The organism is Nocardia otitidiscaviarum (assembly GCF_007362295.1).
GTDB lineage: Bacteria > Actinomycetota > Actinomycetes > Mycobacteriales > Mycobacteriaceae > Nocardia > Nocardia otitidiscaviarum.
Map to the genome: position 1 here is coordinate 6983601 of NZ_CP041695.1, position 13195 is coordinate 6996795.

Here is a 13195-nt window from a genome sequence, read left to right on the forward strand (position 1 = left end):
CTCTACTGCTTTCGAATTCAGTCGATGGTGACGCTGTTGATCACGACCGGATCTTTCGGCCGGTCGTTGCGATCGGTCGCGGTGGTGGCGATGGTGTCGACCACCTTGCGGGAGTCGGGATCCACCACCTCTCCGAAGATGGTGTGCTTCCGATTGAGATGCGGCTGCGCGCCGACGGTGATGAAGAACTGCGAACCATTGGTGCCCGGCCCGGCATTGGCCATGGCCAGCAGGTAGCCGCGGTCGAAGCGCAGTTCGGGATGGAACTCGTCCTTGAACTCGTAGCCCGGTCCGCCGCGCCCGGTACCGGTCGGGTCGCCACCCTGAATCATGAAGCCGTCGATCACGCGGTGGAAGACGGCCCCGTCGTAGAACGGCCCGGAATCGGTGCCCGCGGCATTCTTCGTCGTGTACGGGGCGGAGCCGTCGGCCAGGCCGATGAAGTTCCGCACCGTCGCGGGGGCGTGGTTACCGAAGAGCGAGATCTTGATATCGCCGAGGTTGGTGTGCAGCGTCGCCACGGCGGTCTGATTCGGTGAGGTCACGCCGCCCATGCTATGCCGTAGCCAGCGAGAGAACCCCCAGCGACCTGCGGTCACCACCCCTTGCTGCGCGAAAACGCGTGCTGTGTCACAGTGGTCGGATGGAGCTGGGGAGTTTTCGCAACCGAATCATCGCGGCGGCACTACTCGGAGCGGTGGGCAGCATTGTCGCGGTCGTCCTGAACCGCCGCCCGCAGCCGCCCGCCCCCGCCCCGGAGCCGCCGCGCCTGGGCTATTCCCGCAATGGTTCCGCACCCACCCCGCTCGCCGGGGCAGGCACGGAAACCACGCGCTGAGCGTTCCTACCGGCTCACCGAGCGCTTGTACTGCCGCACGGCCAACGGAACGAAGATCACCAGGATCACCGCGACCCACATGAGCGTGGTCGCCACCGGATGCCGCATGGACCAGGTGTCCGGCGGCGGCATGGCCGGGCTGGTATTGCCGAACAGATCGCGAGTGGCCTGCGTCAGCGCCGACACCGGATTCCATTCCGCGAACAGCTTCAGCGGTCCGGGCAGATTCTCCATCGGCACGAAGGTGTTGGCGAGGAAGGTGAGCGGGAAGATCACGATGAACACCGCGTTGTTGAACACCTCGGGCGCTCGCACTATCAGGCCGATCACGGCCATAATCCACGAGATCGCGTAGGCGAACAGCAACAGCAGCAGGTACGCCAGCACCGCGTCCACGAACGATCCGCGAATGCGCCAGCCGACGACCAGACCGGCCAGCGACATCACCACCAGGCTCACCACATTGATCACCACGTCGGCGCCGGTGCGTCCGATGAGGACCGCCGCGGGCTCCATGGGTAGTGAGCGGAAACGGTCGATGATGCCCTTCTGCATATCCTCGGCCAGGCTCAAACCCGTGAAGGTGCCGCCGAATACGACCGTTTGGGCGAAGATGCCCGCGATGAGGAATTCGCGGTAGCCGCCCTCCATACCCGGCACCTGGATGGCCGTGCCGAACACGTACGCGAACAGCAGCACGAACATGATCGGCGACAGCGTCGTGAAGATCAGCACGTCCGGGACGCGCTTGATCTTGATGACATTGCGCTTGGTGATGGTGAGGCTGTCGCTCGCCAACATGGTGGCCCGCTGGGCCAGCGACGGTTTCTCGACGGATGTCAGCATGGCGCTCATCGGGCCTGTCCCTCCTTCTCCAGCTCCGCCGAACCCGAGCCGTTCACCAATTCCTCGGCCTCATGGCCCGTCAAGGTCAAGAACACGTCGTCGAGCGACGGCCGCCGCAGACCCACGTCGTGAATCGCCACCTCGTGCTTGGCGAGCTGGCCGATGGCGTCGACCAGCGCCTGCGAACCATTGCTGACCGGAACGATGATGCGCCGCAGCCCCGGCTCCAGCCGGATCTCGCCGTGCGCCAGCCCGGACAGCGCCTGTTCGGCGACCGCCAGATTGTCCACATGGTCGACGGTCAATTCGATGCGGTCGCCGCCGACCATGGACTTCAGCTCGTCGGAGGTGCCCTCGGCGATCACCGTGCCGTGGTCGATCACGGCGATGGAGTCGGCCAGCCGGTCGGCCTCCTCCAGGTACTGGGTGGTCAGCAGCAGGGTGGTGCCGCCCGCGACCAGTTCCTCCATGACATCCCAGAGGTCCAGGCGCGCACGGGGATCGAGACCGGTGGTCGGTTCGTCCAGGAACAGCACCGGCGGATTGGCGACCAGTGCGCCCGCGAGGTCGAGCCGCCGCCGCATACCGCCGGAGTAGCCCTTCACCGGGCGGTCGCCGGCGTCGGACAGCCGGAAGCGCTCCAGCAGCTCCCGGGCGCGCTGCTTACTGCGCTGCACCCCGAGGTGGTACAGCCGACCGACCATTTCGAGATTCTCGAAGCCGGTGAGGTATTCGTCAACGGCCGCGTACTGGCCGGAGGTGCCGATTCGGGAGCGCAGCAGCTGCGGGTCCTTCAGCACGTCGACCCCCGCGACGGTGGCGCGGCCGGAATCGGGGATGAGCAGGGTGGTCAGCACGCGGACGGTGGTGGTCTTCCCCGCGCCGTTGGGACCCAGCAGGGCTTTGACGGTGCCTTCCGGCACCCGTAAGTCGAGTCCGTCCAGTGCGACCACACGGCCGTACCGTTTGACCAGCCCCTCTGCGACTATTGCGTCGGGCATGATTCTCCTGGTGTCGTTTGGGTTCTGAGCTCGTGTAGGTGTGTGAGCTGCGCAGATACTGTCGACCGTGACCGGGACGCTATGGCCCCAGTATTGCCCAGGCTGATCGTGATTTCATCCCATTTACCCCGTTTCGAAACGCCTGTCGCACACGAGGAGCCGCATCCCCGGGGAATGCGGCGGCGCGCGGTCCTCGACAGCTCGTGCACGAACACATGTTCGCAGCGGGGTACGACAGGTTCGGCGAAAAATTCTTCCAACGCGATGGTCCCCGTGCGCACACAAACTCGAATCGTCGCGTAGGATCGTTCCCGTCGGCCCCTCCCCCCCGGGCCGACCTATCGCGGGCCTCGGCTAACTCCCCCCCTTCGCCGAGGCCCGCCCCCCTTTCTGGAGTCGGCGCACCGGACTAGACCAATATGATCTAGATGAGTGGGCGAATCTCGTTGCGGCGCAGCACATGCCCGCGCAGTCGGCTGATACCGCGCACCCGCACACTGCGCAGATGCCGCAGCGTGAATTCCGAATCGCCGTCGAGTCGCGCCGCCGCGCCGTCGTCGATGAGCACGGTGCCCGGCCGCGCCACACCGGTGAGCCGCGCGGCCACGTTCACCACATCGCCGTAGAGGTCGCCGAAGCGCTGCAGAACCGGCCCGTAGGCCAGCCCGATGCGCAACTGCGTGGTGATGCCCGGCGACGCCTCCGCGGCCTCCTGAATGGCCAGGGAGATGCGCGCGCCCTGCTCGGCGGACCCGGCCGCGTACATGACCTCGTCGCCGACATTCTTGATCACCCAGCCGCCTCCCGCGGTGATCGCGTTGCTGGTGACGGTCTCGAACGATTCCAGCAGCGCCGAGAGCTCCTCGGGGTCCAGATGCCGGGTCAGACGCGTGTAACTGACCATATCGGCGAACCCGACCGCCAGCTGCCGCACCTGGTCCCCCGCCACCGCACCGCCGTCCAGCGACCGCGCCAGCGAGGAGGCCAACTGCCGCCGCCACGCATAGGAGAGCAACTGCTCGAGTTCGGAGACGACCTCCTCGGTGGCCGCCCGCGCCGCCTCCTGCGGATCGGCCGCGGGATCGGCCTCGGTAATGGCCGCGATCCGGTCCAAGATCTCCTCGGTGACCAGATCGACCTGCCACTCCGCCAGCCGCGCCATGGACTGCCCCAACTGCCGCGCCGCCGCCGTCTGCCGCGGAACATCCGCCCGCGCAAGCACATTCAGTTTGGTGAAGGCACGAACAGCCTGCACATCGGCGTCGGTGTACTCGATCGCCTCATCATCCGGATCCGCCGGAAACCCCAACGACACCCACAGCCGCCGCGACAGCGTCGACGGCACCCCGGTCCGGTCGGCCACCTGCCGCCGGTTGTACTTACGCTCCCCGCTCAGCAGATAAGGCTCGACCACCGACTGAACCAACTTGGAGATCTCAGTGGAGGCCATGGAGCCACCTTACGGCGCACACCCCCCACCACGCCGCCGCCACGACCCGCCTGGTGACCGATCACAACATGGCACGAATAAAGGCTCATGCTCTTCGTGAGCACGCGCCTATCGATGAGTGGACCTGACGGACCAGCATACGAACCGCGCGGTGCTGGTCGACGGGCAGGACATAATGATTCGTGCGGTGGGTGCCCGACCGGTCACGGGCGGTGGTACCCGGTGACCGGCCACCACGATCGCAGGGCTGCGTTTGAGTCCGCAGATGGCGGCACGGGTGGGTCGGCGTTTGCTCGGCGTCCTATAGTCGCCACCCCCAACGCCGAACACAGAGTCTGCATCCGCGCCGCTCAACCCCACAATCCAGGAGCCGACGCGAAATACCGACTCAGTATCAATACCGAGGTTCATCGCGCAGGACGCGGCGCGGCGGCCGTGCTGCGCACTGCGGCGGGCATCCGGACGCGGGTCCGTGATTCCGCCTGCTCGACCGTGACCGTCGCCTTCTCTCACTCCTGACCGAACACAAGGTGCTGACCACCGACCAGATGGCCAACTTGGAATTCACCTCGACCCGTCGCGCCTGCTGAACACCAGCAACGCCAACACGGTGACCGAATGGCTCGGGCGCCCGAACTACCCGAAGTCACCCTCAATCGTTGAGCAGTACTTCATCGACATGAACCAGCGGGGCACGACGCAGTTTGTCACGCAATTTAGTTCCAACTAGCTTTTCCTTTGACCCAGCCTTTCCTGTTAGCCTTGAGAACCAGGCTCCAGCCTCAAGGTCTAGAACTTCAAGGCTTCGTTTCAACCTGACATCAGCATATTCGCTTAGGTCAAGAATGTATGCCTCATATTTAACGCCAGCCTTACTCTGGTCGGAGAGGCTTGCCTGAATCAAGTGCATAAAACGTAGGTCCACCAATTGGGCGAGTATCTTGTATCCCGACCGATTTTTTTCTGCCATATCAACCCTGAAATAGGCATATCCCTCTCCTTTCACGAAGCCTGATACTCGTTCCAGCGCCGCGAGCAGAAGGCCCGAAGCCTCCGAAGAAACATCTTGCTCCAGATCTCGCTTTTTGCTCTGAGACGATTCGTTGGCCGCCTTGGCGACATCTTCGCGCCCGATTTCTCTCGCCTGTGGACGCGACCCTCTTGCCGCAACTATCGAAGAGGCGAAGAGATTTAGATAGTCGCGTGGAACGCCACCAGAAGCGATCACTAACCGACTTAACGCTTCTGGTTTTGCAATTGAAGATGGCCGCTTCACGCCTGCCGTAGCAGTGTAGCTAGCTAGCACTGACTCAAGAAAATTCTGGGCAGCCTTCGGATCTTCCAACGTAATGTCAAGGTCAATTCGAGACGCATCATGCGGTATCTCCAAACCCGTCTTCGTGGAGGGCTCAAATGGCCGCGTAAGCCGCTCAATACTAGCAACTTTTATCCATCCATCAGTGTCCCGAAGCATACCAAAGACATAATCCAAGAATTGTGGCTGAATATCGGCTGGTAAAAGATAGAAATCATCCACGAACAAGTACAGGCGCAGAACATCGTAGGCAAGAACCTTACGCAACCCCCGGTTGATGCTAGGAATAACTCCAGCGATGTCACCGCCAGTCAGTGACTCACCGCTGAATTCCCCGAGCTTCGATCGCAAATTGCTCAGATCGCGAAATGCGGGGGATCCCGACGATCCTCCATGATTAATCAGTGCGTCTAATACCGATGTTGCAACTTCCATAAAGCTGCGAGTGGCGTCAAGTTGACGAAAGACGTGAGCGTTGATCCAAACTGCAATATATCCCGAATTTTCCGCAATACGCTTCGCTTCGAGTAGCAAAGTGGTCTTTCCTACGCCTCGTCGACCATAAATAAGATGATGACGAGACGCAACAACTGCAGCAAGGCTGGCTCTCGGATCCTCCACAAAAGACAAGCTTGGTAGAGCGTCTGATGTCCGTGAACGCGCCTCAAGGAGTTGGATTAGCCGTGTCACGTCTTCACGAGCAAGACGCCCTCCATCGATCGTACTTTCAATATCTTGATCGACCTTCGGAGGAACACGAAAAACGATAGTAAATAGGCTCGAATCATTCGAGAATAGAGTATTCAAGCGCAGCTCGATCGCGCCAGCCAGACTCTGAGCAATCGTAAGAAACTCCGCTGGAACGAAAACAACAAGCCAGCGCTCGCCCGGAAACATACGTTCTTCAATATTAATGACTTCGATGTCGGCGTCACGAAGAAGTCGCCGTGCTTCATGTGCGGGATCCGGCGTTGGCATTTAAACATGTCCATTCGTGAGTGCGAAGTGTTCGAACGCGTTTACGAACCGGGCGGCCGTAACTGCAAGGGAGCGAGCTTCGACTTCCCAGCCCGCTTCACTTACCGGATAGATATCGTAATCGGCTTGATTACGGAGCAATCTAGCGTCAGTCAACTCGTTCTCGTATTGACTTACGTTTGACATACTCGGCGGTAAGTGTCGCGGCAAGACGCTATGTTTCTCGTAGTCGTCACCCTTTTCCTCGGCGAACACAACCGCTCGGGCTGCAAGGTACATCGCGTAGTAGTGCCGACTGATCGCCGATCGATAGTTCTTCCCAAGAATTAGTCGATCACCGTCCCTGAGACGATCTCCTGCCAGGATCAGCCTGTCTGAGACTATCTGCTTGATCAGGACCGCTAGAGGGAAGGGGTGGCGACCGGCGCTGCTGCTGTAGATCTGCAACTGTGCACTCTTCAGGGTGGAGATGTGCAGGCCAACCTGATCAGCTGGCGTCAAGGTCGGCACGGATAACTCCTTCAGCAGCAAGCGAACACAACATCGTCTCACGAGACGCAGAAATCCCTGCCTCGGCGCGCCGGTCATGTTCGTAATGGGTAGGCCGCAGCATCGCCGTTGCTATGCGCCGCTGTTGGCATACGCCCCCACCTTCTGCGGGGTGGGCGCGTAGCTAGTCCGTGGTCGGCCTATTGGTCAGCCACGTGCAGCGCCGTCGGGCCATATGATGACGACGGGCACGCCCTTGTCGCGTGCCAAATCGACGACGGTCCCGGTGCCGCCCTTCGCGCTGGGCTGGGAATCCCATACGGCTATAAGCGCGTCGCAGGTACCGACGACTGCCTCGTTCGCGGCCTCGTATGCGTCGCGGCCTGCCTCGTCGAACTCCATCACTCGCACGGTGTCGGCGCGCCGGATCAGCTCGTCGAACTGCTGCGCATGGTCGGGTTTGACCTTGCGCTCGCGGTAGTTTCGCGATGGCAGCACGACCTCGAGGCGACCGCCCGCATCGAGTACGGCCTGCGCGAATACCGAGTCGGCGCCACGGGCGATGCAGCTGATTCCGACGAGATCGGCTGCATCGCCGTGCTCGTCAAGGACGCTGCGGATCTCGTCGTAGATGAGCGGAACCGAGTTGGCGGCGATGTTCATATGTCCGGTCACACCGATGCGAGTCATGCCCACCTCTATACAGGTGCGGCGATGAAAGGGCGCATCCTGTCGCGGAACTCTGCCACGACCGCGACGTCGGCGAGTGCGCTGGTTCGCTGGTACATCTCGCCGAGCTTGACCCGTACGCGGTCGGATGCGGTCCGTTCCACGGTGGTCAGAGCCTCGTGCCCGAGTCGACACGCTTCCTCGGCCTCGCCCTCGATCAGGCGAGCCTCGGCGATGCCGAGCTGGTCGAGGGCCGTGCTGCGTAAGCGGTCCGGCCTGCGGAGGGCGATGGCCTGCCCGATGTATTCGGCGGCCGGTGCAGCGTACTCAGGGTTGCGCTGTGCCATCTCGAGCAAACGGCCACCTGTGGTGCCTGCGAGCTCGGCGGCATCGAAATAGCCAATCCAGTATGGGTTTTCGCTGGGCTTGGTCGCGGCGAGTGCCTCGAACGCGCGGTCGGAAGTCCGTCGGAACGCGGTCGGTCTACCGAGCTGTGCGTATGCCCACGCTTCGCGGGTATCGAGCATTGCCCGGACTGCGGGTGCTGTCTCCTCTGCGGCGATATCCTGCGCCAGGCGCACGAGTTCGAGCGCGTCGTGTGCGCGGCCGAGACACAGCAACTGCCGGGCCATACCGGAAAGCGCGTGCGCAGCGAACGGTGCGTCGCTGGCGGCCTTGGCGGCCCGGACCGCCAGGATGTAGTACCGCTGCGCGACGGCCTGCTGTCCAGAATCCCATGACATCGTGGCTGCGGTCTCGGCCAGCTGCGCGAGTACAGCGGTCAGACGGCGGCGCAATCCTGGCGAATTAGTGCGGTCGAGCAGGTCGGTTACCTCGTCGAGCTGGCCGACGACCGCCTTGCGGCGCAGCCCACCGCCGTACTGGTCGTCCCACTCGCGGAAGACCCGCGCGGCGGTCTCGAGTTGCTCCACCTCTTGGATGCCGATCTCCGCGGCGCTGGCCGCTATCTCGCACTGCCCGTCCGGTGCACCTAACCAGCGCTCAAGGGGCTCGAGCAGGTTCGCGCCGACAATGACGCCGAGTAACGCGCGGGTGGCTTGCCGCCGGTCCACCATTAGATCCTTTCGGGTGAGGGCGTGGGCTATCGCGGTGCAGTCCGCAGTCCAGACGCCCGGCTCCAATTGCTGCGTAACGGGTTCGGTCGGGCCGTCTGAATCGCTGAGCAGGACTATCGAGACACAGGTCTGCCTAGCGGCGAGGTATCGCGCCCGCTGCTCGGGCGTCGCCAGCGCGAGGGCCGTGTCCATCGCTTCCGCGAGTTCGGCGTCCAACGTGATCGTCTCGCCGCGGGCGGCGTACTTCTTGACCGTGCTCTCGTGGATGCCGATTTTCCTCGCGAATTCCTTCTGCGAGATGTCCAGCGCTTTCCGCAGCGCTGTCACGTCGGCACCTGTCCATGCCTCTTGCATACCCGTTACCCCTGTTTGGTGGGAGATGCGTAGACCGAGCGTATACCGGCGTGTACCGCCGTCCACTTCATTCGGAGCAACCCGCGCGCGAGGGTGAAATCAGCACCCGATGCCAGGTCGACGCCCCTCACCATCTCCTGGCGTCGGGTGCACTCCATCCGTTCCAGGGAACTGGAGGCACCCGACATGGAAATCATCCTCGCAATCATGGTGATCGCGCTACTCCTCCTGGTCTGCGTCGCGGCCGCGGCCGATCGCACCGTGCAGGCACGTCACCACCGCGGCCCCACCGTTGCCGAGATCCGGGCTCGCCTCGACGCCGAGGCCGCCCGCACGCTTATTCCGATCCGGGGGTAGCCATGGAAATTCATCTGCCATCGGATATCGACGCCGCCACGATTGCCCAGATCATCAGCCACGCGAGCTTTCGATGGGCGGCCGAGCACCCGCACGAGGCCATGCAGGCACACCGCGAATGCCAAGTAGGCCAGTGCCTCACGAAGACGATCGCGTACAAGAAGCTCGTCGGCGACGGCAAGCTCGTGCCCGCTGGGTGGCCCGCGTGAACGCACCGACCACACCAACGATGTACGCCACCACCAACGCGAGCGGCACAGCGCGCTGGGCGATCGTCGACGGCGTCGCAACGGTATTCGCGGTGCGCAGCGGTCGGCGCAGCCTGTCTATGCCGCCGGGTGAGGACGGTGTCGACCTCGGGAAGTGCTTCGATCTGTTCCCGGAACATCGCGAGCTGTTCTGGCAGGTGCTCGCCGAGCGTGAGGCCATGCGTCCCGGCGGCCCCAACTGCGGCCGTATCTCCGGCCGGTGAACCGGTGACGTCGTGTTCGCAGCCAGAGCGCCGCCACAGGTCGATGCGCTGCCGAATCCTCCACGCCCACAACTGAACCAACAGGACAACATCATGCGTACTGCTCCGCTATCCCACTCGTCGCGTGCGCTCGCAGCCGCAACCTCGGTGCTGCTGATCGTCGCGGCACTGCTGACGATCTCCACCGGAACCGCCACGGCCGCGAAATCGTGCGGACTGGAGTTCCAGCCCGACGGCCGCGTGCAGGTGCAGCCGCCGACTATCTGGATCGAGGTACTCGTCATCTGCGACGAACCGCCTGCCAGCCACAACCTCACGCTGCTCTTGCAGCGGCGAGACACCGACGGGTCATGGGTCACGCAGTCCACGCAAGCATCCCCGGCCATCCCGAATCCGCGCCTGACACTGCGAGCATCGGCCGAGTGCCGCGCCGGGTTGTGGCGCGGAATGGTGCACGTCACCGGTAGCCTGCAATCCAACGACTTCACGTTCACCGATGTGACCACGCCGAGGCTCGTCTCGACCGGCGACTGCTGAGAGAGGATCTACGAATGAGGCGATATGCGGATGTGGACCATCTGCCCATCAATGTTCGAATCAGGTCCGCGGTCCGATCGAGCGTCCGCGGCATGGTGGGGCGGGCACGCCGCCTCGTGCCGGGCTCGTCAAAAGGACATGACCTGTTGTGGGAGTCTCGCCGCGGCTGGGTAATCCGGCCCGCGTCCGGGCTGCGCACCCTGTCATGGTTGCCGCCGGTGGCCGCCACGACCGCGTTCGGGCCTGACGACTCCGACGCCGCCGCTACCTGGTCGATGGGCGTTCTCGGCATCGAGTGAAGAACGCGGCCATGAAGTCGCCCCGCCGAGTCGACCGAAAGACTGGCGGGGCGATTTCTATCTCAGCCCTGCGCATGACATTTCGTGCCATACGCCGGTTTCTGGATAACGCCCCGCATTCTCGGCCCGATCCAGGACTCGACGATTTGATCACCCACTAGGGGGTTCCCTTGTCCAATCCCGTACCGCCGCCAGACGATCCGATGGCGAATCGCCGCCGCACAAACAAGATGATTCTCGCGCTTCTCGGCGGCGCTCTGCTGGTCGTGTTGCTCGTCGTCATTATTGGCGCGGTCTCTTCTGAAGAGTCGGACACAGCGGCGACGAGCTGCTCGGCTTCTCATCCGATATCCGATCCTGACCTCGCCGCTGCCGTCGAGGCCGCAGCCCTCCCCGAGGGGGTGCAGGTTCTCGGCGGTCGCGTAACCAAGATGGGCAATGGCGAGGCGGTCGGTGTAGCGGTGGATATCTGCGCGCCGCAAGCCGACACTGCCGACGCGCTGCGCCCTATTGCGACTCAGCTCGCGAAGGCAGTCAAAGCCACCCCGCTCAGCGAACGCGCCGAGGCGATGTGGGTCGAGAACTTCGTTCAACGAGGCGGCGAGGCCGAGACGCTCGCCGAGGTGAAGGACTCGCAGTTCAAGTCTCACTTGTGGAATGGCGAGCCGTCGCCGGAGGCCGAGCAACAGGCCTGGGAAGTGCTCACCGACTGACTTGCTCGAAAACGACGAAACCGCCCCGGCCGGAGACTTCCGGCCGGGGCGGTTCGTGTTCGGATGTCAGAGGTCGTACGCCTCGATTGAGTCGATGGCGGGTGAGCGGTACTCGGCATTAAGGAATGGGAAATTGCCCTCGACGACGAGCCCCCACCGGCGATTCGTCGGGCCGCTGGCAACGATGTTGCCGGTGTCGGTCCAGCTCAGGAATTCGTTGCCGTTGCGCTAGGCGGTGAACACGTTGCCGACGCGCCGGAACTCGATGAGGTCGCCCACGGCGATATTCGTCGTCGTCGACTGCCGGATCGTTTGCCCGGTCTGCCCGGAGGTGGCGCCGGATGCGGGCGGTAGTCCGGCTTGAGTGAGGATCGCGCACCCGGTCGCCGTGCTGACCGCGAAATAGCACATGGTCTCCTTGCGGCTCAGGATCAGCGGCGCGCGACGCCCTTGATCCCACTCGTAATCGTCGGTGGTGCTGGTGACGGTGTTCGGGTAGTGAATCCACATCACGAACGGCGTTCCGGCCGGGATGGCGGCGACTGCCGCGGCTTCCTCGCGCCATGAGACGGTGGCGCCGTCCACGGTGGCGGTCCATGTGGTTTGTGACGGCGTGGTGTCCCATTCGATTTCGGCGGTCGTGCCCGGCGGGAGCGGTCCGGCCGGGCTGGTGCGGGAGGCGATGAAATCGCCGTTCGTACGAGCCGGTGCGAGGGTGCACGATCTTGGCCTTGTAGGTCTTGACGTGGCGGCGCAGCGCCGGGGCCTTCTCGGCGAGCTGCTTGATCGGCGCGAACACGAACTGTGCCTGATCGAGGCGGGTCGCCGCGGCGATCACCTGCGCGCCCTCTTCGCCGTCCGCCGTGGTCAGGTAGATGCCGATACCGCCCGCGATCGTCGACTTGCCGTTCTTGCGCGGAAGCTCGACATAGACCGTGCGGATGATGCGCACGTACATGGCGAGGTCGTCGTCGTAGTGGCCCCATCCGAACACCGGCGCGAGCAGGTAGGCGACCTGCCACGGGTCCTGGATCAGCGGGCGCCCGGCGAGACGGCCCTTGGTGTGGCGCAGATTGCGGAACACCGTGAGCACATTGTCGACTCGCTCGGGATCGAACCGCGCGCCGGGCTCGTCACGCGGCTCGGGCGTCTTCCACCGTGGCGGACAATCCGGCAGCGGAATGCCGCGGCTGGTCAGGTAGTAGGCGACCTCGGGTGAGAGCTTGAGGCGGTCGAGCTCCTCGGCGTCCGGGAGTTCGACACCGTGCGGGCTCGGGCTACTCGAACGGGTTGTCTTCGTCGCCATCGTCGCCGCCCCCCGCGCGAGACGCGGGCCTCGGCCGAGGGCGTCAGACCGAACTCATGGCACCACGCGCACAACTGCTGCGAGGCGGTCTCGGCCACAGCGACCGCAGGGTTCTTCGTAACCCAGGTCGACTCGGTGCCGTCCTTGCGGGTCGAGTGATTCTCGACCGTGAGCCCATTACGCCGCACGTCGCGAATCGCGGTGCCCCAGGTCGCCCAGGTCTCGCAGTACGCCGCCAGCGCGGCACGGTCCTCCTCCTTGAGCGGGTCGAGGCGGGCCAGACCGGGCACGATGCGCTTCCACTCGGCCGCGGCCTCACGCGAGAGCCACGTCGGCGGCTTAGGAGGGATGCGACGGAACGCCGGGGGTGGCGTGACCGTCCGGCCGCCACTGTCACGGCCCTCGGAACGGCCCGTCAGCAGCCGCAGAGCGGCTGGTCGAGGGTTCGGAGCTGCCATCGCTGCACCTCCGATCCACGCCAAAAACCGCGTTGAC

At 63.9% G+C, this 13195-nt stretch carries 16 protein-coding genes and 1 pseudogene; 6 read left to right on the top strand and 11 right to left on the bottom strand.

Annotation, left to right across the window (positions count from 1 at the left end):
- Positions 1–17: 17 nt before the first annotated feature.
- Positions 18–545, bottom strand: coding sequence for a peptidylprolyl isomerase (locus FOH10_RS31395; RefSeq protein ID WP_029930539.1), 528 nt, complete (start codon positions 543–545; stop codon positions 18–20).
- 98 nt (positions 546–643) lie between these two features.
- Between FOH10_RS31395 and FOH10_RS31400 the strand changes: the two genes are divergently transcribed.
- Complete coding sequence (locus tag FOH10_RS31400) at positions 644–838, top strand: hypothetical protein (protein WP_143983372.1); 195 nt, start codon at positions 644–646, stop codon at positions 836–838.
- A gap of 6 nt (positions 839–844) precedes the next feature.
- On the opposite strand, the gene FOH10_RS31405 is transcribed toward FOH10_RS31400, so the two are convergent.
- The 7 genes from FOH10_RS31405 to FOH10_RS31435 all read right to left on the bottom strand — a co-directional run bounded on the left by FOH10_RS31405 (position 845) and on the right by FOH10_RS31435 (position 8989).
- Positions 845–1693 (bottom strand): ABC transporter permease, encoded by an 849-nt coding sequence (locus FOH10_RS31405; protein ID WP_081592124.1) that lies wholly within the window; start codon positions 1691–1693, stop codon positions 845–847.
- Positions 1690–2685, bottom strand: a complete 996-nt coding sequence (locus tag FOH10_RS31410) for an ATP-binding cassette domain-containing protein (RefSeq protein WP_143983373.1) — start codon at positions 2683–2685, stop codon at positions 1690–1692. Before FOH10_RS31410 ends, FOH10_RS31405 begins: the two co-directional genes overlap by 4 nt.
- Before the next feature lie 424 nt (positions 2686–3109).
- Positions 3110–4135, bottom strand: a complete 1026-nt coding sequence (locus FOH10_RS31415) for an adenylate/guanylate cyclase domain-containing protein (protein ID WP_143983374.1) — start codon at positions 4133–4135, stop codon at positions 3110–3112.
- 652 nt (positions 4136–4787) lie between these two features.
- A complete protein-coding gene (locus tag FOH10_RS31420) occupies positions 4788–6428 on the bottom strand; it encodes a P-loop NTPase family protein (RefSeq protein ID WP_143983375.1) in 1641 nt (546 codons plus the stop codon).
- Complete coding sequence (locus tag FOH10_RS31425; protein WP_186000639.1) at positions 6429–6938, bottom strand: HEPN domain-containing protein; 510 nt, start codon at positions 6936–6938, stop codon at positions 6429–6431. It lies immediately after the preceding gene.
- Between the two features lie 186 nt (positions 6939–7124).
- Complete coding sequence (locus tag FOH10_RS31430; protein ID WP_186000640.1) at positions 7125–7607, bottom strand: hypothetical protein; 483 nt, start codon at positions 7605–7607, stop codon at positions 7125–7127.
- 8 nt (positions 7608–7615) lie between these two features.
- Positions 7616–8989, bottom strand: a complete 1374-nt coding sequence (locus FOH10_RS31435; RefSeq protein WP_186000641.1) for a helix-turn-helix domain-containing protein — start codon at positions 8987–8989, stop codon at positions 7616–7618.
- A gap of 213 nt (positions 8990–9202) precedes the next feature.
- Here FOH10_RS31435 and FOH10_RS35110 point away from each other — a divergent pair, with 213 nt between their 5' ends.
- The 5 genes from FOH10_RS35110 to FOH10_RS31455 all read left to right on the top strand — a co-directional run bounded on the left by FOH10_RS35110 (position 9203) and on the right by FOH10_RS31455 (position 11394).
- Entirely contained in the window at positions 9203–9373 is a 171-nt protein-coding gene (locus tag FOH10_RS35110) for a hypothetical protein (RefSeq protein WP_186000642.1), read from the top strand.
- A gap of 2 nt (positions 9374–9375) precedes the next feature.
- Positions 9376–9582: a hypothetical protein gene (locus FOH10_RS31440; protein WP_143983378.1), complete on the top strand. Its 207-nt coding sequence runs from the start codon at positions 9376–9378 to the stop codon at positions 9580–9582.
- Positions 9579–9845 (top strand): hypothetical protein, encoded by a 267-nt coding sequence (locus FOH10_RS31445; protein ID WP_143983379.1) that lies wholly within the window; start codon positions 9579–9581, stop codon positions 9843–9845. Before FOH10_RS31440 ends, FOH10_RS31445 begins: the two co-directional genes overlap by 4 nt.
- 12 nt (positions 9846–9857) lie before the next feature.
- Positions 9858–10382 (top strand): hypothetical protein, encoded by a 525-nt coding sequence (locus tag FOH10_RS31450; protein WP_143983380.1) that lies wholly within the window; start codon positions 9858–9860, stop codon positions 10380–10382.
- 469 nt (positions 10383–10851) lie between these two features.
- Positions 10852–11394, top strand: a complete 543-nt coding sequence (locus FOH10_RS31455) for a hypothetical protein (RefSeq protein ID WP_143983381.1) — start codon at positions 10852–10854, stop codon at positions 11392–11394.
- A 228-nt stretch (positions 11395–11622) separates the two neighbouring features.
- On the opposite strand, the gene FOH10_RS36370 is transcribed toward FOH10_RS31455, so the two are convergent.
- The 3 genes and pseudogenes from FOH10_RS36370 to FOH10_RS31465 all read right to left on the bottom strand — a co-directional run bounded on the left by FOH10_RS36370 (position 11623) and on the right by FOH10_RS31465 (position 13158).
- Positions 11623–12207: an LtfC-like domain-containing protein gene (locus FOH10_RS36370; protein ID WP_425326170.1), complete on the bottom strand. Its 585-nt coding sequence runs from the start codon at positions 12205–12207 to the stop codon at positions 11623–11625.
- Positions 12164–12700: pseudogene (locus tag FOH10_RS36375) on the bottom strand (terminase large subunit domain-containing protein); the annotation flags it as partial. The pseudogene FOH10_RS36375 and the gene FOH10_RS36370, both read right to left, overlap by 44 nt.
- A complete protein-coding gene (locus FOH10_RS31465) occupies positions 12589–13158 on the bottom strand; it encodes a phage terminase small subunit P27 family (RefSeq protein ID WP_244961459.1) in 570 nt (189 codons plus the stop codon). The pseudogene FOH10_RS36375 and the gene FOH10_RS31465, both read right to left, overlap by 112 nt.
- Positions 13159–13195 lie beyond the last annotated feature (37 nt).